Raw genomic sequence first — 21,509 nt, 5'->3', positions numbered from 1 at the left:
ACCCCTTCAGTCCGTGCCGTGGGTTCCGGCACCCAGTCCCCCGGAAGTGAGCGAGCTGCGCATGGCGTACGCCGATGGCATCGAGAAGTTCGTGGAAACCGTGAACGGCGCGCTGCCGCCCGACTTCTACACCTACCCCGTCGACCGGCAGCGCGTCCTGTACGACTCGCTGACCGAGGTCCTTCCCATCCCCGTCCCCGACGGGGTCCGGCACCGGGACGCGACCGTCGTGCACGAGGGCCGCACCGCGCGGATCCGCATCTACGAGCCGGCCGAACGGGCCGGCGACGCCGTGCTCTTCTACATCCGCGGCGGCGGCTTCGTCATCGGCTCGCTGCACAGCCACCACAGCCTGGTCGCCGAACTGGCCGACCGCACCGGCCTGGTGACCATAGCCCTGGACTTCGGCATGGCGCCGGAGAACCCCTTCCCCGGCCCGCTGGAGGACTGCTACGCCGGCCTCTGCGGCACCCTCGCCGACCTGCCCGGGCTCGGACTGGGCGACCTCGACCCGGACGGCGCGGTGATCTGCGGCGAGAGTTCCGGGGCCAACATGGCCGTCGTGCTGTCGATGATCGCCCGCGACCGCGGCGGCCCCCGGCTGCGCGGCCAGGCCGTGATCAGCCCGGTACTGGACTTCACCCGCTGGCGGCACGGCGGCGAGGACGCCCCCCTGCTCTCCGGCGGCGAGATGGAGTTCTACACGGCCTGCTACTGCCCGGAGCCGGAACAGGCCACCGACCCCTACGTCTCGCCGCTGCTGGGCGCCGGGTTCCACGACCTGCCGCCGGCCTACGTCGTCGGCTGCGCGATGGACTCGCTGTGCGTGGACGCGGAGAAGTACACCGCCCTGCTCAGGGAGCACGGCACGCCCGTGACGTATGTGCGGGAGGAGGGCATGGTGCACGCCCCGGTGCGCGCCCGGCGGGTCAGCGAGCCCGCGGCCGACTTCTTCGCCCGCTACTGCGCCGCCGTCTCCGCCCTGGCGGCGAAGGAGAGCGCCGATGGCCGGCACTGACCCGCTCGCCGGGCCGGGGCCCGGCCCCTGCGTCATCGTCGACCCCTACTCCTCGGGAGCCCTGTTCACCGAGGCGCTGCGGGGCCGGGGCGTCCCGGTCGCGGCCGTGCTGAGCAGCCCGAGCCCGCCCGAGGCGTTCGCCTCCTCCTACCGGCCGCAGGACTTCCCCGACGCCATCGTGTACGAAGGCGATCTGGACGACGTCGTGCGCCGGGTACGGGCGCTGGAGCCGCGCTGTGTCATCGCCGGCTGCGAGTCCGGCGTGGAACTGGCCGAGCGGCTCGCCCCCCGGGTGCTGCCCGGGCTGAGCAACGTGCCGGAGCTGGCCGAGGCCCGCCGGGACAAGAGCCGCATGGCCGACGCCGTACGCGCGGCCGGGCTGCCCGTCATCCCTCAGCTGTGCACCTCCGACGTCGAGGAGGCGGCGGCCTGGCTGGAACGCGAGGGCCTGTCCGGCGCCGACCTCGTCATCAAGCCGCCGAAGAGCGCCAGCACGGACGGTGTCGTCAAGGTGCAGGGCGGCACGGACTGGCGGGCCGTGTTCGAGCGGCAGATCGGCCGGGTCAACCAGTTCGGCGAGGTCGACGACCGGCTGCTCGTGCAGAAGTTCGTCACCGGCACCGAGTACGTGGTGGACACCTTCAGCCACGACGGCAAGCACTCCCTCGTCGACGTCTGCGCCTACGGCAAGGTCGACAACGGCCCGCACATGGCCGTCTACGACACCATGCGCTGGCTGCCGCCGGACGAACCCGCCGTCGCGGTCCTGGCCGAGTACGTCTTCGGGGTACTGGACGCGGTGGGCGTCCGTTTCGGCTCCGCCCATGTCGAGGTGATGGGCACCGCCGACGGTCCCGTCCTCATCGAGCTGGGCGCCCGCCCGCACGGCGGCGGCCAGCCCCGGTTCAACCGCAACGCCACCGGCGACAGCCAGATCGACCGGACGGTGCGCTGGCTGACCGGGGGCGAACTGCCGCAGAGCTACGAGCTGCTGACCCACCAGATGTGCGTCTTCCACATGGCCCGCCGCTCCGGGGAGGTACGCGGCACCGCCGTCCTGGACGAGATCCGGACGCTGCCGAGCCACCACTTCTCGGTGCAGAACCTGTCCGACGGGGACCACGTGCCCGTCACCCGGGACCTGGTCGACAGCCTCAACTTCGGGTTCGTGATCCTCGCCCACCCGGACGAGGAGCAGATCGAGCGGGACTACCGGGCCGTCCGCGCCCTGGAACAGCGGCTGGTCATCGGAGAGCCGTGATCAACGCGCTCGCGTTCCTGACGAGTTCACTGGTGGTGATCATGGCGCCGGGTCCCGACCTGGCCCTGATCACCCGCCTGGTGCTGGCCGGCTCGCCGCCCAGGCGGCCCTGGGCGCCCTGGGCCTGGCCGCGCTGCTCGCCGCGCGCCCGGACCTGTTCACCGCCTTCCGCTGGGCGGGTGCCGCCGTCCTGCTCGTCTGGGCCTACCGGGCCCTGCGCGCGGCCCTGCGCCCGCCCCGGCCCGAGGACCCCGGCCCCGGGGAACCGGCGCAGCCGGACGGGCCCCCGCACGGCAGGCGCCGGGCCTTCGCCCTGGGACTGCTGTGCACCGGCTCCAACCCCAAGGTCGGCATCTTCCTGATGGCGTTCCTGCCGCAGTTCGTGCCGGCCGGGGTGGACCCGACAGCCGGAGTGGTGGTTCTGGCCGCCTGCTACCTCGTGCTCGTGCTCGTATGGCTGCTGACCTGGATGAGGCTGGTGCACCGGCTGGCCCGGCACCTGAACTCCGCGTCGGCCCAGCGGCTGACCAATGGGCTCACCGCCGCCGTCTTCGGCGTGTTCGCGGTGCGTCTGGCCCTCGGCGGATGAGCGCTCCCCACCGGCCCGGAGCCGGCCCCCGCCCGGGTCCGGCGGCTCCGGGCCGCTCAGACCTTCTGGAAGCGCTCCTCCTCCTGCTCGGACAGCGCCTGCGCGTACCGCAGCAGCGGGGGGGACATGCTGAACCGGCCGGGCGCGTGCTCCCGCAGCAGACTCGCGTCGACCAGGCGGTACAGGATCCACCTCGTCTCCGCGGGCGTCATGCCGGCGGCGTCGGCGAGGGAGTACGCGGTGATGCTGTTGCCGTCGGACCGGCCGAGCAGCCGGAACACCCGGCGCGCCGGCTCCGGGAGCGCCGTGTAGGACAGCTCGAAGGCCGTCTGGACGGAGGACAGCAGCAGGTCCCCCGGGACGGAGGGCCGGCGGAAGAGCCCGGCGTCCTGCAACTCCACGTAGTACTGCGCGATGCTGAGGCAGGGATGCTGCGCCAGACGCGTGGCGAGGATCCGCACCATCAGCGGCAGCCCGCCGCAGTACCGGCCCAGTGCCATGGCGGCCAGCGCCTCCGCCCCGACCCGCTCGGGCCCCAGCAGCCGCCCGAGCAGGGCGAGCACGTCCTCGTCGTCGAGCGCGTCCACGCAGACCCGCCGGACCCCGTCCCTGGCCACCAGGCCGGGCAGCGTGTTGCGGCTGGTGACGAGCACGGCGCAGCCCGCGTCACCGGGGATCAGGGGCCGTATCTGGTCCTCGTCGCGGGCGTTGTCCAGGACCACCAGCACCCTCCGGCCCGCCAGCCGGGTGCGGAACAGGTTCGCCGCCTCGTCCAGGGTGTCCGGGATGCTGCCGTCCGGGACACCGAGGGCGCGAAGGAACGAGGCCAGGGCCGTCAGGGCGTCGAGGGGACCCCGGCGCGCGTGGCCGTGCAGGTCGATGTAGAGCTGCCCGTCGGGGAAGCGGTCGAGCACCCGGTGCGCCCACCGCAGTGCCAGCGCCGTCTTGCCCACGCCGGGCGGCCCGGTGACCAGGGCGGCCGGCACCTGCCCGTCCCGTTCGCCGGCGGCGAGGAACAGCTGGTCCAGGTCGCGGATCTGGGCGGTGCGCCCGACGAAGTGCCGGGTCCGCGCGGGCAGCTGCGACGGCCTGACCTCCGGCGGCGGATGGGGGGCCGCCGGTCCGGGCGGCCGCTGGGTGTCCGCCGGCTGCCGGGTGAGCGGCCCGTTCCCGGGCCAGGTCAGCTCCTGCTGGAGAACCCGCAGATGGGCCCGGCGCAGCTCCGGTCCGGGCTGGAGGCCCAGTTCGCCGTCGAGGCGCTGGGTGACGTCGGCGTACACCCGCAGTGCCTCGTACTGCTCGCCGCAGCTGGCCAGGGCCAGCATGAGCCGCGCCTGGAGTCCCTCGTGCAGCGGTTCGTCCTCGGCGGCGGCCCGCAGCGCCGGCACCACCTGCTCGGGCTGCCGGAACCGCAGGGCGAGATCCGCGTACAGCAGCAGGTTCTCGATCCGCCGGCGGACCGCGGCCGTGGCCGCCGGATGCAGGGCTAGCACCGGCTCGTCCGCCAGGATCGGGCCGCGCCAGCAGTGGTGGGCGAGCGAGGCGAACTCGTAGGCGGCCCTGGCCTCCCCGGCGGCGTGGGCCTGCCGCGCCTTCTCCGCCAGGCTCCGGAACCGGGTCAGGTCGACCTGGTCGCGGCCCAGGGACAGCGCGTAGCCGGTCGGTGTGCGGATCAGGTACGAGGTGGCCTGGCCGTCGGGGCCGGACTCCGGGGGGCGCAGCAGCCCGCGCGCCTGGCTCACGTAGGTGTGGATGAGGTTCTGGTAGGAGCGCGGCGGCTCCTCCGGCCAGAGGGTGCTGCCTATTTCGTCGAGCCCGGCCGGCTGCGGGTGGCAGAGCGCCAGCAGGGACAATAAGCGCCGCAGTTTGAAAGCGCGCACTTCGCTGACGACGCCGTCGCGTTCGATGGTCAGGGCGCCGAGAATGCCGATACGAAGGCCCGCTCCGTCCTGATCGACGGGTTTACGCATACTGGTCATGGAACGCCGTAGGTCGTCGACGTCGAGTCCGAGGACGACCGCCAGGCTGCGCAGGGTTCGCTCCTGCGGCTGTTCCACCCGGCCGCTCTCGATGTCCCGCAGGGTCCGCACGCCGACCCCGGCCAGCTCGGCAAACTGACGCTGCGTCAGTCCCGTGCGCTGCCGGAACGTGCGGATCTGGGTGCGGACGGGAAGCGGTTCTGCCGGATGGGGTCGATGGCTCGTGGCCGTTCCCGCACTTCGAAGGTTCGACATGGTCCCCCCCGCCGCCGAGTGATGGCTCAGCTCGTGATCAGAATGTCCCCGGGTGATCTCGACTTTTTGATCTCTGATCCCCGGCACCGCTCGATCGGGAATGATCGTAGATCGAGTGGCTGGATACCGCAATTGACACTCTGGTGAACGACTCGGTACCCGGTAAAAGTCCCCGGAGGCACGGCAGAATTCAAGTCACATATTGTTGTCCGAAAAGGAAGTTGACGGGCACCCCGGAGGACCGTACTCCGGGATGCCCGTCCGCCGGCCGGCCCTCAGTGGCCCGCGAGGGGGTTCTTCAGGCTGCCGGCCAGCTGGAGCGCGCCGGACGGATCGGCGAGGTCCACCATCTGCCGGTTGTCGCGCAGCTGGAGCCGGTTGAGACAGGACAGGGGGAACTCGGGCGCGAACATGTCGTACTGGCCGAACTTGTCCGCCAGCTGGGGGTTGGCCTCCTGGTATTCGCGGGTCACCTCGGCGATCGTCCGCCAGAAGCCGTCCTCCGCCAGGACGCCCTCGTCGGCCAGGAGGGCGGCGAGGAAGCGGAAGAAGCAGTCGAAGACGTCGGTGAAGACCGACAGCAGCTTCAACTCGTCCGGCACCTCCACCCGGATCCGCCGCACCTGTGGCGGCAGGGCCGCGTCCGGGTCCATGACGGCGATCTCCTCGGCGATGTCCTTGTACACCGCGCGCTGTACGGCACCGTCCTTCAGCACCAGGATCGTGTTCTCGCCGTGCGGCATGAACACCAGGTCGTAGGCGTAGAAGCTGTGCAGCAGCGGGGTGTAGTAGGCCCGCAGGTACTGCCGCAGCCACGCGGTGGGCCCGAGGCCGGAGCGCTCGATCAGCGCGCCCGCGAAGGAGGCGCCCCGGTGGTCCACGTGCAGCAGGGAGGCCATGGTCGCGAGGGATTCGCCGTCCCGCAGCGAGGACACCGGGCTCTCCCGCCACAGCGCGGCCAGCATCTTGCGGTACGGCGAGTAGCGGTCGGTGGCCTGTTCGTACTCCAGGTGCCGGTAGCCGACGGCCGCCCGCTCCCGGATGATCGTCAGGCCTGTCGACCTCAGCACCGGGTCGTTCTCGATCAGCTGGGCCAGCCAGTCGTTGATGGCGGGGGTCGCCTCCATGTAGGCGGCCGACAGGCCCCGCATGAACCCCATGTTGAGCACCGACAGGGCGGTCTTCACATAGTGCTTGCGCGGGTCACTGGTGTTGAAGAACGTGCGGATCGACTGCTGTGCCAGGTACTCGTCGTCGCCTTCGCCGAGGCACACCAGGTGGTCCCGGGCCACCTCGGCGGCGAACGTGACGCTGAGCTTGTTCCACCACTGCCAGGGGTGGACCGGGAGGAACAGGTAGTCGGCGGGGTCGAGGCCCCGGCCGGTGAGGACGGCGTGGAACCGGCGCACCGCCGGTTCGCCCAGCTCCTCGCGCAGGAAGGACTCGTACGCGATCCCGGCGCCCGCCGTGAACGCGGCCCGCGAGCGGTGGGCGGCGAGCCACACCAGGTGGACGGGGTTCGCCGTCTCGGGGGCGTACGCCAGGTACTCGTGGCTGCCGAAGCCGAGCCGTCCGTTGTTCGCGACGAAGCAGGGGTGGCCCTCGGTCATCCCGGTCTCGATGGTCTGGAATCCGCCGCGGGCCAGCTCGGCGGAGGTCACCGGCGGCTTGGCGAGTTTGTAGCAGGTGCTGGAGAGAGTGGAGGAGATCTCCTCCAAATAGACCGGCAGGATCTCGTCACTCAGTCCCAGGGAGCGCCGGAACTCCAGGAAGAAGTCGAGCGCGGCCAGGGGCAGCCGGTCCCCGTCGCGGTGCCGGGTGACGGAGCCGGCGTCGACCTGCCAGTGGTCCAGGGCCCGCCGTACGGCGGTGAACCGGTAGGTGGTGTGCCCGTCGTCGCTGCGCACGGTGTACGCGTCGCCGTCCGGTTCGGGGGTGAGCAGCCGCTCGTGCGCGAACTCGGCGAGCGCCTTGCGGACCAGCAGCCGGTTGGCCCTCTCCCAGCGCTCGGGGGACAGGTGGGCCACGGCGTCGGCGGGGGTCACGCGGCCACCGCCCGCTCGAACCGTTCGCGGGTGCAGAAACTCAGCAGGGCCTTCTTCTCCGGCTTCTGTATCTCCCGCTCGGGTACGAACCCGACGGCCGCGTTCAGGGCGTGCACGGCCGTGTTGCGGACGTCGGGCTCGACGACGACGCGGGCCACCGCCGGGTCCTGGAAGAGGCGGGCCAGCACGGCGGTGATGACGGACCGGGTGAACCCGTGCACGGGCGTGCCGGTCGCCGGCACGAGGAAGTGCATGCCGACGTCCCCGGGCCGCGGCTCGTACAGCCCGGTCAGTTCCCGGTGCGCGGGGTCGTACGTCTCCATGAGGAAGGCGGGGACGCCGTCGCGCAGCCCGAGCAGCGCGTGGTGGTGCTCGTCCGCCGCGATCTCCGCGTAGGCGCGTTCGACGTCCGCCTCGGTCGCGTCCTGCATCATCCAGAAGACCGCCTTGGGATGGGTGACCCAGGAGTGCAGCAGCTCCGCGTCCCTGGAGGGGGCGACGGGACGGAAGGTGAAGGTCATACGGCGAACTCCTGGAAGGCGATGGTCTTCTCGACCGGGTAGTACTCCGTGCCGAGCAGCTCACGGATGATGTACGCGTTCCGGTACGCGCCCATGCCCAGGTCGGGGCTGGTGATGCTGTGGGTGTGGACGCCGGCGTTCTGAAGGAAGACGCCCCGGCCGGTGCGGTCGACGGTGTAGTTGCGGGCGATGTCGAAGTTGCCCCGGCCGTCGTAGCGCAGCCGGTGGCGGACGGGCCGCAGGAACTCCGGTTCGGTGTACCGGTAGCCGGTGGCCAGGATCAGGCCCTCGCTGGTCAGCTCGTAGTCCTTCTCCTGCTCCTCCTGGCGCAGCTCCAGGACGTACCCGCCGTCCTCGTGGCGGGCGCCGGTGAGCGCGGAGTTGGTGAGCAGCCGGGTGGGGACCGGACCGCGCAGGCTCTTGCGGTAGAGCAGGTCGAAGATCGCGTCGACCAGGTCGCCGTCGATGCCCTTGAACAGGCCCTTGTGCGCGTCGGTGAGGCGGTAGCGGGTCGCCTCGGGGAGGGCGTGGAAGTAGTCGACGTACTCCGGGCTGGTCATCTCCAGCGTGAGCTTGGTGTATTCGAGCGGGAAGAAGCGGGGGGAGCGGGTGACCCAGTTCAGCTGGTAGCCGTGGACGTCGATCTCACCGAGCAGGTCGTGGTAGATCTCGGCCGCCGACTGGCCGCTGCCGATCAGGGTGATCGACTTCTTGCGCTGGAGGTCCGCCTTGTGGTGCAGGTAGCGGGAGTTGTGGATGAAGTCGCCGCCCAGGTCCCGGCAGGCGTCCGGGAGGTGGGGCGGGGTGCCGGTGCCGAGGACCAGGTGCCGGGCGCGGTAGGTGTCACCGTCCCCGGTGCGCACGACGTACGTCTCGTCCTGGTCCTCGTACGTCACCTCGGTGACCGTCGCGCCGAAGCGCACGCTGCTCAGCCGGTGCGCGGCCCAGCGGCAGTAGTCGTCGTACTCGACGCGCAGCGGGTAGAAGTTCTCGCGGATGTAGAACGAGTACAGCCTGCCCTTCTCCTTGAGGTAGTTGAGGAAGGAGAAGGGCGACGTCGGATCGGCCAGGGTGACCAGGTCCGACAGGAACGGGGTCTGGAGGTGGGCGCCGTCCAGGAACATGCCGGCGTGCCACTCGAAGTCGGGCTTGGACTCCAGGAAGACGCCGTCCAGTTCGGCGATCGGCTCGGTGAGGCAGGCGAGGCCGAGATTGAAGGGACCGAGCCCGATGCCCACGAAGTCGTGGGTGCGGTGGGCTTCAGGACGCGCGGTCAAGAGACTCTCCCAGGTACTGCTCGGCATGGCCGGCGATCAAGTCGAGGACGGCGGCGATGTCGGCCGTCGTGGTCTCGGGGTTGAGCAGGGTGAACTTCAGGTAGTGGCGGCCGGCCACCTTGGTGCCCGCGACCACGGCGTCACCGGAGGCGAACAGGGCCTTGCGGGCGTACAGGTTGGCCCGGTCGGTCGCGGCCGGGTCGGTGACGGCCGCCGGGACGTAGCGGAAGACGAGGGTGGACAGGGTCGGCTCGACGACGACGTCGAAGCGCGGGTCGGCGGCGAGCAGCCGGTGGCCCTCCCGTGCCAGGTCGCAGACCTCGTCGAAGAGCTGTCCGATGCCGTCGGCGCCCATCGTGCGCAGGGTGAGCCACAGTTTCAGGGCGTCGAAGCGGCGAGTGGTCTGGAGGGACTTGTCGACCTGGTTGGGGATACGTTCCTGTACCATGCGGCGCGGGTTGAGGTACTCCGCGTGGTAGGTGGCGTGCCGCAGGGTGGCCGCGTCCCGCACCAGAAGGGCCGACGAACTCACGGGCTGGAAGAAGGATTTGTGGTAGTCGACGGTGACCGAGTCGGCGCGCTCGATGCCGGCGAGCCGGTCCCGGTACCTGAGCGAGGCGAGCAGCCCGCAGCCGTAGGCGGCGTCGACGTGCATCCAGACGCCGTACTGTGCGCACAGCCCGGCGATCTCCGGCAGCGGGTCGATGGAGCCGAAGTCGGTGGTGCCGGCGGTGGCGACGACGGCCATGGGGACCAGGCCGTCCTTCGCGCAGCGCTCCAGCTCGTGCGCGAGGGCCACCGTCCGCATGCGCTTGTCGTGGCCGACGGGGATCGTGACGACGGCGTCCTGCCCCAGGCCGAGGAGTTTCGCGGACTTCCTGACGCTGAAGTGGCTCGCCTCGGAGGCGAAGACGCGCAGTGTCGCCGGGCTGCCGGTCTTGGCCTCCTCCCGGGCCAGCAGCAGCGCCTGGAGGTTGGACTGGGTGCCGCCGGAGGTGAACACGCCGTCGGCGGACGGGCCGAGGCCGGCGCGGGCGGCCGTCCAGTCGACGAGCCTGCGCTCGATGAGGGTGCCGCCGGCCGACTGGTCCCAGGTGTCCAGGGAGGAGTTGACCGCGCTGAGCACGGCCTCGGCGAGCACCGCCGGGATGACGACGGGGCAGTTGAGGTGGGCGAGGTAGCGGGGGTGGTGGAAGTAGACCGCGTCCCGGAGGTAGACGTCCTCCAGCTCGTCCAGGGCGGCGGAGGTGTCGCCCAGGGGGCGGTCGAGGTCGACCGCGTCGATGCGGGGCGCGAGCGCGTCCGCGGTGACGCCGGTGAACGGACGTCCGGTGGTGGCGAGTTTGGCCGCCACCCGCTCGACTCCTTCGGTCACGGAGCGGCGGTAGTGCTCCGCGGTGAGGCCATTGAGCAGGTGGGAACGCATGCGGGGGTCCTCCGAGGGGACGGTCCGTCGGGATCAACTTAGGTTAGCCTAACCTAAAATTCCTGAGCCAGGGCGTGCCTCACCGGCGGTCGGCGCCGTGGCCGCGGCCGGTCATTCGGCGGCGCGGAGCTGCTCCTCCGTCATCCCCCGCCGCCAGTACCCGACGAAGGTGACGCGCCGCCGGTCCACGCCGCACTCGGTGACGAAGTACCGCCGCAGCGCCTTGACCTGACCGGACTCGCCCGCGATCCACACGTACGGCCTGCCGGCGCCCGTGAGCCCGGCGGCCCGTACGGCGTCGACGGCCGTGGGGGCCGGCGCGTCCGTGCCGTCGCCCCGCACCAGCCAGGTGATCTCCGCGTCGGCCGCCGTGTGCACCTCCTGGACGTCCCCGGCGTGCGGCACCTCCAGCCAGGCCCGCGCCGGGGTGCCGGCGGGCAGTGATTCGAGGATGGCGGTCGCCGCGGGCACGGCCGTCCCGTCGCCGCACAGCACCACGAGGCCGGTGTCACCGGGCGGACGGAAGCGGATCGCGCGGTTGTCGGCGAGGGCCGGGCCGAGCAGCAGCACCCGGTCCCCGGCGGCGGCCCGCGCGGCCCAGCGGGAAGCCGGCCCGGCGGGGGCGGCGGCATCCGGTCCGACCCCGTGCAGCGCGAAGTCGATGTCGATCTCGGCCGTCTGCCCCAGGGCGTCGCGCCGCAGGGCCCGCAGTGTGTACGAGCGCATCACCGCCCTCACGTCGTCCGGGAGTTCGCGCCAGCCCTGCCACCAGCGGTCGCCCAGCTCCAGCGGGACGACCGGCTCGGCCTGCCCCGGGTGCGGCAGGAACAGGGACAGGGACTGGTCCCGGCCGTGGGACCGGAAGGCGTGCAGATCGGGGCCGGTGAAGGTCACCCGGACCAGGGACGGGCCGAGCCGCCTCGTCCGTACGACCTGGAGGGCGAAGAAGCGGAACGGGGCGGCCACGGCCGTTGTCATGGAAGCTCCTGAGGGGTGCGGGGAGGCGGCGAGCCGGAGGGGGCGCCGGGAACCGCGACGAGCCGCGACGAGCCCGCGCTCGCCCGGACGCGGACGGGCCCTTCGGCGGGCCCTAGCTGACCTTCCTGGCCTTCTCCAGTGCCTCGGCGAGGCCGGTGAGCAGCGGCACGCACTTGTCGTAGGAGAGGATCGGCTCCGGGGAGCGGGAGATGACCTGGCCGGCCTTCACGGCGGGCAGCTTCTTCCAGGTGGCCTTGGTGATGTCGGCCGGCTGGATGGCCGAGGTGCGGTCGTCCATCATGATGATGTCGGCCCGGTACTTGTCGACGTTCTCCCAGCTCAGCGACTCGTACCAGCCGCCGCCCCTGGCCTTGGCGCTTGCCGGCGGCTCCACGAGGTCGACCCCGAGGGACTTGAAGTACTCCAGGTCGATGGAGAGGTCGCTACCGGACACGTAGAACAGCTGGTCGCTCGCGCTGGCGGCCATCACCTTGATGCCGGGCTTCGCCCTGGCGGCGGCGCGCAGCCGGGCGGCGGCGTCCTCGAACCGCTTCTTCGCCGCGGTCACCCGGGCGGCCTTCAGGTCCGCGCCCAGTGACCCGGCCAGCTCCCACATCCGCCGGAGCGGCTCGGTGAGCGGGCGGTCGTAGACCGAGATGCCGACGCTGGGCGCCAGCTGGGAGATCTTCTTCTTCGACTCGTCGGGGACGTACCAGAGGGTGCCGGCGCCGTCGAACATCGTGCTGATGAGCACGTCCGGTGCGAGGGCGGCGTACTTCTCGATGCTGAACTGGCCCCAGGCGTTGCCGAGGACGGTCACCTTGCTGATGTCCATGTCGCCGGCCTGGACGTCGGGCTTGCCGCCGCTGGTCCTCGTCGGGCCGAAGACGCCCTTCACCCGGACGCCGTAGTCGTACAGCGCGGCGGCGACACCGGTGAAGGCGACGATGTTCGCCGGGATCTCGTCCAGCTTCACGGTGGTGCCCCGGTCGTCCTTGAACGACCAGGGGCCGGACCCGCCGGCCGTCGTCCCCTTGCCGGAGCCGGTGTCCTTGCCCCGGTCGTCCCCGCAGGCCGCGAGCGCGGCACCGAGTCCGAGGGCGCCGCCCGCGGCGAGCAGACCGCGGCGAGTGAGGTGGGTGGCACGGGCATGGGGCATGGGTGCGACTGCTTTCGAACGGGGCGAGACGCCCACCGGACAAGTCAAAGGTAGGTTAGCCTAACCTCACCTGACGTCCAGTGGGCGGTCGCTCCGCACCCCGGCCGGCGTCCCGCCCGCGTACCGGCCGGAGTTGCCCGGCGTGGTGCGCGCCTGCCTCAGCTCACCCCTGTCTCAGCTCACCAGGCCCAGTTCGCGGGCGATCAGCATGCGCTGGACCTCGCTCGTGCCCTCGCCGATCTCCAGGATCTTGGAGTCGCGCCACATGCGGGCCACCGGGTACTCGTTCATGAAGCCGTAGCCGCCGTGGATCTGGGTGGCGTCGCGGGCGTTGTCGACGGCGACCGTGGAGGAGTGCAGCTTGGCCAGCGCCGCCTCCTTCTTGAAGGGTTCGCCCGCCACGAGCCGTGAGGCCGCGTCCCGCCAGGCCAGCCGGGCGGTGTACGCCTTCATCTCCATGTCGGCGATCTTGAACTGGATCGCCTGGTTGGCGCCGATCGGCCGGCCGAAGGCGTGCCGCTCCCTGGCGTACTTCACCGACTCGTCCACGCAGCCCTGCGCCAGCCCGGTCGCGAGCGCCGCGATCGCGATGCGGCCCTCGTCCAGGATGCGCAGGAACTGGGCGTAGCCGCGGCCCTCCTCGCCGAGCAGGTTGGCGGCCGGGACCCGGACGTCCTGGAAGGACAGTTCGCGGGTGTCGGATGCGTTCCAGCCGACCTTCGAGTACGGCGCGGCCACCGTGAAACCGGGCGTACCGGCGGGGACGATGATCGCCGAGATACGCGGCCGGCCGTCCGGCTTGCGGCCGGTGACCGCGGTGACCGTCACCAGGCCGGTGATGTCCGTACCCGAGTTGGTGATGAAGCACTTCGTGCCGTTGATCACCCACTCGTCCGTGTCCGGGTCCAGGCGGGCCGTCGTGCGGGTCGCACCGGCGTCGCTGCCGCCGTCCGGCTCGGTCAGGCCGAACGCGCCCAGCATCTCGCCGGAGCAGAGGCGGGGCAGCCACTGGCGCTTCTGCTCCTCGGTGCCGAAGAGATGCAGCGGCATGGCACCCAGGGAGACGCCCGCCTCCAGGGTGATGGCCACCGACGAGTCGACGCGGGCCAGTTCCTCCAGGGCGATGCCGAGGGCGAGGTAGTCGCCGCCCATGCCGCCGTACTCCTCGGGGAAGGGCAGCCCGAACAGGCCCATGCGGCCCATCTCGCGGACGATCTCGTAGGGGAACTCGTGCCGCTCGTAGAAGTCGCCGATCTTCGGCGCCACCACGTCGTGCGCGAACTCCTCCACCGTTCGGCGGAGTTCCTCCAGCTCGGAGCTGAGACGGTGGTCCATGCTGATCACTGGTCCTTGTGGGAGAGAGCGCGGACGGTACGGGACGGGCTGGGCCGGCCCAGTTGTTCGGCCATCCACACGCTGGTGGCGGTCAGACGGCCGAGGTCGACGCCGGTCTCGATGCCGAGCCCGCGCAGCATCCAGACGAGGTCCTCGGTGGCGAGGTTGCCGGTGGCGGACCTGGCGTACGGGCAGCCGCCGAGGCCGCCCGCGGAGGCGTCGACCGTGGTGACGCCGTGGCGCAGGGCGGCCAGGGTGTTGGCGAGCGCCTGGCCGTACGTGTCGTGGAAGTGCACACCGAGCGCGGGGGTCGGCACGCCCCGCTCGTTCAGCAGGGTGAGGAGGGCCTGGACCTGGCCCGGGGTGGCGACCCCGATGGTGTCACCCAGGCTCAGCTCGTCACAGCCCATGTCCCGCAGGGCCGTGCAGACCCGGGCCGCCTGCCGCGAGGGCACCGCGCCCTCCCAGGGGTCGCCGAAGCACATGGACACGTAACCGCGCACATGCGCGCCGGCGTCCTTCGCCTGCCGCACCACCGGCTCGAACACGGCCAGCGACTCGTCCACGGTGCGGTTGAGGTTGGCCTTCGCGAAGGACTCGGTGGCGCTGGCGAACACCGCGACCCGGCGGGCGCCGAGCGCCAGCGCGCGCTCCAGGCCGCGCCGGTTGGGGACCAGGACGGGCAGGTCCACCCCGTCCAGGTCGCTCACCTGCGGATACAGTTCCTCGGCGTCCGCCAGCTGGGGGACCCACTTGGGGTGCACGAAGCTCGTCGCCTCGATGGTCGTCAGGCCCGCGCCGGCCAGGCGGCGGATGAACTCGGCCTTCACCGCGGTGGGCACGGCCGTCTTCTCGTTCTGCAGCCCGTCCCGCGCGCCGACCTCGTGGATCCGTACCCGGGCGGGCAGGTCCGGGGCCGGTACGACCATGGGCAGTGCGCCGGCGGTCACCGCGCCACCTCCGCTTCCTCGTCGTGGGGGGCGATGACGGCCAGCACTTGGTCCATGGCGACCGTCGAGCCCGGGGAGACGTCGAGCTCGGCGACCGTGCCGGCGTGCGGGGCGGAGATGACGTGCTCCATCTTCATCGCCTCGACCACCAGCAGGCTCTGACCGGCGGCCACCTCGTCGCCGACGGCCACCTTGACCACGGTCACCGTGCCGGGCATGGGCGCGGTCAGCGAGTCGGCGCCCGCGTGCCCGGCCCGGGTCAGTGAGGCGGCCACCGGGTCGTGGTCGCGCACGTGCCAGGCGTCGCCGTCCCGGCCGATCCAGTCACCGGCCCGGCGGAAGGTGTGCCGGACGCCGTCCAGGGTGACGGCCACCCGGTCATCGGTCACGGTGTGGGTGCCGCGCGGGCTGTACGTCACCGGTTCGGCCACCCGCAGCGGGAACGAGGGCGGCTTCGGGGTGCCGCCGAGCCGCCAGCCGCTCGGCACGGAGAACGGGTCCACCCAGCCCTGTGCGCGCGGCCGGAGCGCCTCCAGGCGGACGGCCGCCGCCGCCTCGTACACCTCCTCCGGGACGTCCGTGGTGACCAGCTCGTCCACGACCCGCTCCACGAGCCCGGTGTCCAGCTCGCCGGCCACGACCGCCGGGTGGCCCAGCAGGCGGCGCAGGAATCCCGCGTTGGTCTGCACGCCCAGCGTGACCGTCTCGGCGAGGGCCGCGCGCAGCCTGCGCAGCGCCGTCTCGCGGTCGGGGCCGTAGGCGATGACCTTGGACAGCATCGGGTCGTACAGGCTGCCGACCTCGGTGCCCTCGCTGAGCCCGGAGTCGGTGCGGACGCCGTCGCCGCCGGGCTCGTCCAGCAGCAGCACCCTTCCGCCGGAGGGGAGGAAGCCGCGCGCGGGGTCCTCCGCGCAGATCCGGGCCTCCACCGCGTGCCCGGTCAGGCGCACGTCCTCCTGCGCGAAGCCCAGCCGCTCCCCGGCCGCCACCCGCAGCTGCCACTCCACGAGGTCCAGCCCGGTGACGAGTTCGGTGACCGGGTGCTCCACCTGGAGGCGGGTGTTCATCTCCATGAAGTAGTACGAGTCCGGGTCTTTGCCGGGGACGATGAACTCCACGGTGCCCGCGCCCCGGTACCCGCACGAGCGGGCCGCCTGCACGGCCGCCTCGCCCATCGCGGACCGGGTCCGCTCGTCGAGGAGCACGCTGGGCGCCTCCTCGATGATCTTCTGGTGCCGCCGCTGGAGGGAGCACTCGCGTTCGCCGAGGTGCACCACATTGCCGTGGCCGTCGGCCAGCACCTGGATCTCGATGTGCCGCGGCCTGTCGACCCACCGCTCCACCAGCAGCGTGTCGTCACCGAAGGAGGCGCGCGCCTCGCGGCGGGCGGCGGCGATCTCCTCGGCCAGCGCGCTCTCGTCCCGCACCAGGCGCATGCCCTTGCCGCCGCCGCCGGCCGACGGCTTGAGCAGCACGGGCATGCCGATCTCGCGGGCGGCGGCGGCCAGCTCGGCATCGGACAGCCCGCTGCCGCTCGACCCCGGCACCACCGGCACCCCGGCGGCCCGCACCGTCTCCTTGGCGCGGATCTTGTCACCCATGAGCGCGATCGCGTCGGCCGGCGGGCCGATGAAGACCAGGCCCGCCTCCTCGCAGGCGCGCGCGAAGCCCGCGTTCTCCGCCAGGAAGCCGTATCCCGGGTGGACGGCCCGGGCGCCGGTGCGGGCGGCGGCCTCCAGGAGCCGCTCCACCGACAGATAGCTCTCGGCGGCCGGGGCCGGACCGATCCGTACCGCCGTGTCGGCCTCCCGCACATGCCGCGCGTCGGCGTCCGCGTCGGAGAAGACCGCCACCGAGCGCACGCCCAGCGAGCGCAGCGTACGGATCACGCGTACGGCGATCTCGCCCCGGTTGGCGACCAGCACTGTGTCGAACACGGTTCCCCTCCTCACATCCGGAAGACGCCGAACTGGGGATCTCCCAGAGGCGCGTTGGCGCAGGCCGTCAGGGCGAGCCCGAGGACCTGACGGGTGTCCAGCGGGTCGATCACGCCGTCGTCCCAGAGCCGGGCGGTGGCGTAGTAGGCGTTGCCCTGGCGCTCGTACTGCGCGCGGATCGGCGCCTTGAAGGACTCCTCGTCCTCGGCGGCCCAGTCCTCGCCCCGCGCCTCCAGCTGGTCGCGCTTGACCGTGGCGAGGACGCTGGCGGCCTGCTCGCCGCCCATGACGGAGATCTTGGCGTTGGGCCACATCCACAGGAAGCGGGGGGAGTAGGCCCGGCCGCACATCGAGTAATTGCCCGCGCCGTACGAGCCGCCGACGACCACGGTCAGCTTCGGCACGCGCGTGCAGGCCACCGCCGTCACCATCTTGGCGCCGTGCTTGGCGATGCCGCCCGCCTCGTAGTCCTTGCCGACCATGAAGCCGGAGATGTTCTGGAGGAACACCAGCGGGATGCCGCGCTGGTCGCACAGCTCGATGAAGTGGGCGCCCTTCTGGGCGGACTCGGAGAACAGGATGCCGTTGTTGGCGACGATCCCGACGGGGTGGCCGTGGATCCGGGCGAAGCCGGTGACCAGGGTCTGCCCGAACTCGCTCTTGAACTCGGCGAACCGGGAGCCGTCGACCACGCGCGCGATGATCTCGCGGACGTCGTAGGGGGTGCGGGAGTCGACCGGGACGGCGCCGTACAGGCCGTACGGGTCCACCTTCGGCTCGGCGGGCGCCGTCACCTCCCAGGGCGGGGACTGCCGGGCGGGCAGGGTGGCCACGATGTTCCGGACGATCCTCAGGGCGTGCGCGTCGTCCTCGGCGAGGTGGTCGGTGACCCCGGAGATCCGGGAGTGCACCTCGCCGCCGCCCAGCTCCTCGGCCGTGACGACCTCGCCGGTGGCCGCCTTCACCAGCGGCGGGCCGCCCAGGAAGATCGTGCCCTGGCCGCGGACGATGACCGCCTCGTCGCTCATCGCCGGGACGTACGCGCCGCCTGCGGTGCAGGAACCGAGGACCGCCGCGATCTGCGGGATCCCGGCGCCCGACAGCCGCGCCTGGTTGTAGAAGATCCGCCCGAAGTGGTCCCGGTCGGGGAAGACCTCGTCCTGCATCGGCAGGAAGGCGCCGCCGGAGTCGACCAGGTAGACGCACGGCAGCCGGTTGTCGAGGGCCACCTCCTGGGCGCGCAGGTGCTTCTTCACCGTCATCGGGTAGTACGTGCCGCCCTTGACGGTGGCGTCGTTGGCGACGATCACGCACGCGCGTCCGCCGACCCGGCCGATCCCGGCGATCACGCCGGCCGCAGGGGCCTGTCCGTCGTACATCCCGTCGGCCGCCAGCGGGGCCAGTTCCAGGAAGGGCGAGCCCGGGTCGAGCAGGGTGTCCACCCGGTCCCTGGGCAGCAGCTTGCCGCGCGCGGTGTGCCGCGCCCGTGCCTTCTCGCCGCCGCCGAGCGCCGCCGCGGCCAGCTTGGCGCGCAGCTCCTCCACCAGCGCCCGGTGGCCCTCCTCGTTGGCCCGCCATGCCTCCGACGCGGGATCGGCCGCGCTCCGAAGCTCCGGTGCCTCCTGCATCCTGCGGTTCCCCTCACCCGGTGGTCGAACCTGTTAATGAGCGTTAACCATTTCCTTAAGGTTAACGACCGCTAACCTCGCTGTCTAGAATTGACGGCATGGTCACCAGAACCGACGCCTCGACCCGCCGCGAGCAGATCCTCAAGGAGGCCGCCCGGCTCTTCGCCGAGCGCGGCTTCCACGGCGTCGGTGTCGACGAGATAGGCGCCGCGGTCGGCATCAGCGGCCCCGGTCTCTACCGGCACTTCCCGGGCAAGGACGCGATGCTCGCCGAGCTGCTGGTCGGCATCAGCGGCCAGCTGCTGACCGGCGCCAGACGGCGGCTGGCGGAAGCCGACGGGGTGCCCGCGAGCCGGGTCCTGGACTCGCTCGTCGAGGGCCACATCGACTTCGCCCTGGACGACCGGCCCCTGATCACCCTGCACGACCGCGAGCTGGACCGGCTGCGCGACAGCGACCGCAAGCTGGTGCGCCAGCTCCAGCGGCAGTACGTGGAGCTGTGGGTGGAGGTGGTGCGCGAGGCGCACCCGGGGCTGACCGAGCCGTCCGCCCGCTCGGCCGTCCACTCGGTCTTCGGCCTGCTCAACTCCACCCCGCACCTGGGCCGCGCCGGCACACTGCCCGGCCGGGGCACGACTGCGGCCCTGCTGCACCGGATGGCGCGGGGCGCGTTCGCGGCTGCGGCCGGGGAGTAGGCGGGGCGCGTTCGCGGCGGCGGCCGAGCCACCGGAGTGACGGGGTGGGGGCCGCCGCCCCGGGGCCGCCCGCGACGGGTCGCGTGACGAGCATTACGGCCGAACCCCTGGACGACCTTTCCTACCGGCCGGTACGGTTGAGTGAGCAAGCGCTTAGCCATCGGGTCGCCGCCCAGCCGGGGGAGACCGGCCGGGGGAAGCCCGAGGGCGAGCAGCCAGGTACGCGAGAGCGGCGCCGGTCCAGGCGCGAAGAAGGGCGGTGGCGGCGTGCGCCGTACGGTGTTCAACGAGGATCACGAGGCGTTCCGGGAGACTCTTCGTTCCTTCATCGAGGCCGAGGTCGTCCCGGTGTACGACGAGTGGTTCGCCGCCGGCCAGGCGCCGCGCGACTTCTACTACAAGCTGGGCGAGCTGGGCATCTTCGGCATCAGCGTGCCCGAGGAGTTCGGCGGCGCGGGCCTGGACACCCACAAGTTCGAAGCCGTCATGTACGAGGAGACGGCCCGCGCGGGCGTCCAGTTCGGCGGCTCCGGCGTGCACGTCCTGCTCGCCCTGCCGTACATCAAGATGCTCGCCACCGACGAGCAGAAGAAGCGGTACCTGCCGAAGTTCGTCTCCGGCGAGGAGATGTGGGCCATCGCGATGACGGAGCCGGGCACCGGTTCCGACCTCGCGGGCATGAAGTCCACCGCCAAGCTCTCCGAGGACGGCACGCACTACGTCCTCAACGGCGCCAAGACCTTCATCACCGGCGGCGTGCACGCCGACAGGGTGATCGTCTGCGCCCGTACGGCCGCGCCGACCGCCGAGGACCGCCGCCACGGCATCTCCCTGTTCGCCGTGGACACCAAGTCCGAGGGCTACTCCGTCGGCCGCAAGCTCGACAAGCTCGGCCTGAAGACCTCCGACACCGCCGAGCTGGCCTTCGTCGACGTCAAGGTGCCGGTCGAGGACCTCCTCGGCGAGGAGAACAAGGGCTTCTCCTACCTCGGCCACAACCTGGCCTCCGAGCGCTGGGGCATCGCCTTCGGCGCCTACGCGCAGGCCAAGGCCGCCGTCCGGTTCGCCAAGCAGTACGTGCAGGAGCGCACCGTCTTCGGCAAGCCGGTCGCCCACTTCCAGAACACCAAGTTCGAGCTGGCCGCCTGCCAGGCCGAGGTGGACGCCGCCGAGGCCGTCGCCGACCGCGCCACGGAGGCCCTGGACGCCGGTGAGCTGACCCCCGCCGAGGCCGCCTCCGCCAAGCTGTTCTGCACCGAGGTCGCCCACCGCGTGATCGACCGCTGCCTCCAGCTGCACGGCGGCTACGGCTACATGAACGAGTACCCGATCGCCCGCCTGTACGCGGACAACCGGGTCAACCGCATCTACGGCGGCACCAGCGAGATCATGAAGACGATCATCGCCAAGGACATGGGTCTGTAAGGTCCGGGCAACCGCCGGCCGGTACGACCGACACCCATGAGCCAGGCACTCCAGGATCTCCTCGATCTGCTCGACCTCGAACAGATCGAGGAGAACATCTTCCGCGGCCGCTCCCGCTCCGCCGTAGTCCCCCGGGTCTTCGGCGGGCAGGTCGCGGCCCAGGCGCTGGTCGCCGCGGGGCGCACGGTCCCCGCCGACCGGCCCGCCCATTCCCTGCACGCCTACTTCCTGCGCCCCGGCGACCCCGGCGCGCCGATCGTCTACACCGTGGACCGCATCCGCGACGGCCGGTCCTTCACCACCCGCCGGGTGGTCGCCGTCCAGCACGGAAAGCCGATCTTCCACCTCTCGGCGTCCTTCCAGGCGGACGAGGAGGGCCTGGAGCACCAGGCCGTCATGCCGCCCGCGCCCGACCCGGCGACCCTGCCCACCTCCCCGGAGCGGCTGCGCGGCTACGGCCACCTCGCGCCCGAGGTGGTGGAGCGCTTCCTGGAGGCCCGCGAGGCGATCGACCTCAGGTACGTGGACGAGCCGCCGTACGGGAGGTTCGGCGAGCCTCGTGACCCGCACTCCCAGGTGTGGTTCCGCACCAACGGCAAGCTCGGCGGCGCCGTCAGCGCCCTCGACGAGCCCCTGCTGCACGTCGTCCTCGCCACCTACGTCTCCGACATGACCCTGCTCGATTCCGTGCTGCTCGCGCACGGCCGGGGCGGCTGGGCCGTCGGTGACGTCGTCGGGGCCTCCCTGGACCACGCGATGTGGTTCCACCGGCCCTTCCGTGCCGACGAGTGGCTGCTGTACGACCAGGAGTCGCCCTCCGCCCACGGCGGCCGCGGTCTCGGCCAGGCCCGTATCTACACCCAGGACGGGCGGCTCGCCGTCACCGTCATCCAGGAGGGCGTCGTCCGCGTCCCGCGCTGAGCCGCCCCCTGCCGGCCGCACCCGCCGTGGGGGGGGGGGGCCCCCGCCCGGGGGCCCCCCCCCCCCCCCCCCCCCCGGCCCCCCCCCCCCCCCCCCCCCCCCCCCCCCCC

At 72.0% G+C, this 21,509-nt stretch carries 17 protein-coding genes; 6 read left to right on the top strand and 11 right to left on the bottom strand.

Annotation, left to right across the window (positions count from 1 at the left end):
- The first annotated feature begins 61 nt into the window (after window positions 1–61).
- The 3 genes from ACGFT1_RS27520 to ACGFT1_RS27510 all read left to right on the top strand — a co-directional run bounded on the left by ACGFT1_RS27520 (window position 62) and on the right by ACGFT1_RS27510 (window position 2,868).
- Window positions 62–1,018: an alpha/beta hydrolase gene (locus ACGFT1_RS27520; RefSeq protein ID WP_393734140.1), complete on the top strand. Its 957-nt coding sequence runs from the start codon at window positions 62–64 to the stop codon at window positions 1,016–1,018.
- Complete coding sequence (locus ACGFT1_RS27515) at window positions 1,005–2,279, top strand: ATP-grasp domain-containing protein (protein ID WP_373911679.1); 1,275 nt, start codon at window positions 1,005–1,007, stop codon at window positions 2,277–2,279. Before ACGFT1_RS27520 ends, ACGFT1_RS27515 begins: the two co-directional genes overlap by 14 nt.
- Window positions 2,280–2,388: 109 nt before the next feature.
- Entirely contained in the window at window positions 2,389–2,868 is a 480-nt protein-coding gene (locus ACGFT1_RS27510) for a LysE family translocator (protein WP_373911856.1), read from the top strand.
- Between the two features lie 56 nt (window positions 2,869–2,924).
- On the opposite strand, the gene ACGFT1_RS27505 is transcribed toward ACGFT1_RS27510, so the two are convergent.
- The 11 genes from ACGFT1_RS27505 to ACGFT1_RS27455 all read right to left on the bottom strand — a co-directional run bounded on the left by ACGFT1_RS27505 (window position 2,925) and on the right by ACGFT1_RS27455 (window position 18,358).
- Window positions 2,925–5,102: a BTAD domain-containing putative transcriptional regulator gene (locus ACGFT1_RS27505; RefSeq protein WP_373911678.1), complete on the bottom strand. Its 2,178-nt coding sequence runs from the start codon at window positions 5,100–5,102 to the stop codon at window positions 2,925–2,927.
- 275 nt (window positions 5,103–5,377) lie between these two features.
- Window positions 5,378–7,147 carry an IucA/IucC family siderophore biosynthesis protein gene (locus ACGFT1_RS27500; protein ID WP_373911677.1) on the bottom strand — a complete coding sequence of 590 codons (1,770 nt, stop codon included), beginning with the start codon at window positions 7,145–7,147 and terminating at the stop codon, window positions 5,378–5,380.
- Window positions 7,144–7,668 carry a GNAT family N-acetyltransferase gene (locus ACGFT1_RS27495; RefSeq protein ID WP_373911676.1) on the bottom strand — a complete coding sequence of 175 codons (525 nt, stop codon included), beginning with the start codon at window positions 7,666–7,668 and terminating at the stop codon, window positions 7,144–7,146. Before ACGFT1_RS27495 ends, ACGFT1_RS27500 begins: the two co-directional genes overlap by 4 nt.
- Window positions 7,665–8,945 carry a lysine N(6)-hydroxylase/L-ornithine N(5)-oxygenase family protein gene (locus ACGFT1_RS27490; RefSeq protein ID WP_373911675.1) on the bottom strand — a complete coding sequence of 427 codons (1,281 nt, stop codon included), beginning with the start codon at window positions 8,943–8,945 and terminating at the stop codon, window positions 7,665–7,667. The genes ACGFT1_RS27495 and ACGFT1_RS27490 overlap by 4 nt, the downstream gene beginning before the upstream one ends.
- Entirely contained in the window at window positions 8,929–10,371 is a 1,443-nt protein-coding gene (desA, locus tag ACGFT1_RS27485) for a lysine decarboxylase DesA (RefSeq protein WP_373911674.1), read from the bottom strand. Before desA ends, ACGFT1_RS27490 begins: the two co-directional genes overlap by 17 nt.
- 111 nt (window positions 10,372–10,482) lie before the next feature.
- Window positions 10,483–11,349, bottom strand: coding sequence for a siderophore-interacting protein (locus ACGFT1_RS27480; protein ID WP_373911673.1), 867 nt, complete (start codon window positions 11,347–11,349; stop codon window positions 10,483–10,485).
- Window positions 11,350–11,461: 112 nt separating this feature from the next.
- Window positions 11,462–12,508, bottom strand: coding sequence for an ABC transporter substrate-binding protein (locus ACGFT1_RS27475; protein WP_373911672.1), 1,047 nt, complete (start codon window positions 12,506–12,508; stop codon window positions 11,462–11,464).
- A 174-nt stretch (window positions 12,509–12,682) separates the two neighbouring features.
- Window positions 12,683–13,843 (bottom strand): acyl-CoA dehydrogenase family protein, encoded by a 1,161-nt coding sequence (locus tag ACGFT1_RS27470; RefSeq protein ID WP_373911671.1) that lies wholly within the window; start codon window positions 13,841–13,843, stop codon window positions 12,683–12,685.
- A gap of 5 nt (window positions 13,844–13,848) precedes the next feature.
- A complete protein-coding gene (locus tag ACGFT1_RS27465; protein WP_373911855.1) occupies window positions 13,849–14,772 on the bottom strand; it encodes a hydroxymethylglutaryl-CoA lyase in 924 nt (307 codons plus the stop codon).
- A gap of 17 nt (window positions 14,773–14,789) precedes the next feature.
- Window positions 14,790–16,730, bottom strand: coding sequence for an acetyl-CoA carboxylase biotin carboxylase subunit (locus ACGFT1_RS27460; protein ID WP_373911670.1), 1,941 nt, complete (start codon window positions 16,728–16,730; stop codon window positions 14,790–14,792).
- A gap of 11 nt (window positions 16,731–16,741) precedes the next feature.
- The gene (locus ACGFT1_RS27455) at window positions 16,742–18,358 is read right to left on the bottom strand and encodes a carboxyl transferase domain-containing protein (RefSeq protein ID WP_373911669.1); all 1,617 of its coding nucleotides are present in this window, start codon (window positions 18,356–18,358) and stop codon (window positions 16,742–16,744) included.
- 98 nt (window positions 18,359–18,456) lie between these two features.
- On the opposite strand from ACGFT1_RS27455, the gene ACGFT1_RS27450 reads away from it, so the two are divergent.
- The 3 genes from ACGFT1_RS27450 to ACGFT1_RS27440 all read left to right on the top strand — a co-directional run bounded on the left by ACGFT1_RS27450 (window position 18,457) and on the right by ACGFT1_RS27440 (window position 21,399).
- A complete protein-coding gene (locus ACGFT1_RS27450) occupies window positions 18,457–19,053 on the top strand; it encodes a TetR/AcrR family transcriptional regulator (protein ID WP_373911668.1) in 597 nt (198 codons plus the stop codon).
- A gap of 267 nt (window positions 19,054–19,320) precedes the next feature.
- Window positions 19,321–20,478 (top strand): acyl-CoA dehydrogenase family protein, encoded by a 1,158-nt coding sequence (locus ACGFT1_RS27445; RefSeq protein WP_356816556.1) that lies wholly within the window; start codon window positions 19,321–19,323, stop codon window positions 20,476–20,478.
- Between the two features lie 36 nt (window positions 20,479–20,514).
- Entirely contained in the window at window positions 20,515–21,399 is an 885-nt protein-coding gene (locus tag ACGFT1_RS27440) for an acyl-CoA thioesterase (protein WP_373911667.1), read from the top strand.
- The last annotated feature ends 110 nt before the right edge of the window (window positions 21,400–21,509 follow it).

The organism is Streptomyces sp. Y20 (genome assembly GCF_043195475.1).
GTDB lineage: Bacteria > Actinomycetota > Actinomycetes > Streptomycetales > Streptomycetaceae > Streptomyces.
Note: the sequence above shows the minus strand (reverse complement) of the source record. Positions and strands in the feature narration are given on the sequence as shown.

Coding starts and splice junctions, on each gene's coding strand:
- ACGFT1_RS27505 (WP_373911678.1), bottom strand. CDS start 5,102: ATGTCGAACCTTCGAAGTGCGGGAACGGCCACGAGCCATCGACCCCAT.
- ACGFT1_RS27470 (WP_373911671.1), bottom strand. CDS start 13,843: ATGGACCACCGTCTCAGCTCCGAGCTGGAGGAACTCCGCCGAACGGTG.
- ACGFT1_RS27475 (WP_373911672.1), bottom strand. CDS start 12,508: ATGCCCCATGCCCGTGCCACCCACCTCACTCGCCGCGGTCTGCTCGCC.
- ACGFT1_RS27515 (WP_373911679.1), top strand. CDS start 1,005: ATGGCCGGCACTGACCCGCTCGCCGGGCCGGGGCCCGGCCCCTGCGTC.
- ACGFT1_RS27455 (WP_373911669.1), bottom strand. CDS start 18,358: ATGCAGGAGGCACCGGAGCTTCGGAGCGCGGCCGATCCCGCGTCGGAG.
- ACGFT1_RS27450 (WP_373911668.1), top strand. CDS start 18,457: ATGGTCACCAGAACCGACGCCTCGACCCGCCGCGAGCAGATCCTCAAG.
- ACGFT1_RS27465 (WP_373911855.1), bottom strand. CDS start 14,772: ATGGTCGTACCGGCCCCGGACCTGCCCGCCCGGGTACGGATCCACGAG.
- ACGFT1_RS27520 (WP_393734140.1), top strand. CDS start 62: ATGGCGTACGCCGATGGCATCGAGAAGTTCGTGGAAACCGTGAACGGC.
- ACGFT1_RS27480 (WP_373911673.1), bottom strand. CDS start 11,349: ATGACAACGGCCGTGGCCGCCCCGTTCCGCTTCTTCGCCCTCCAGGTC.
- ACGFT1_RS27495 (WP_373911676.1), bottom strand. CDS start 7,668: ATGACCTTCACCTTCCGTCCCGTCGCCCCCTCCAGGGACGCGGAGCTG.
- desA (WP_373911674.1), bottom strand. CDS start 10,371: ATGCGTTCCCACCTGCTCAATGGCCTCACCGCGGAGCACTACCGCCGC.
- ACGFT1_RS27440 (WP_373911667.1), top strand. CDS start 20,515: ATGAGCCAGGCACTCCAGGATCTCCTCGATCTGCTCGACCTCGAACAG.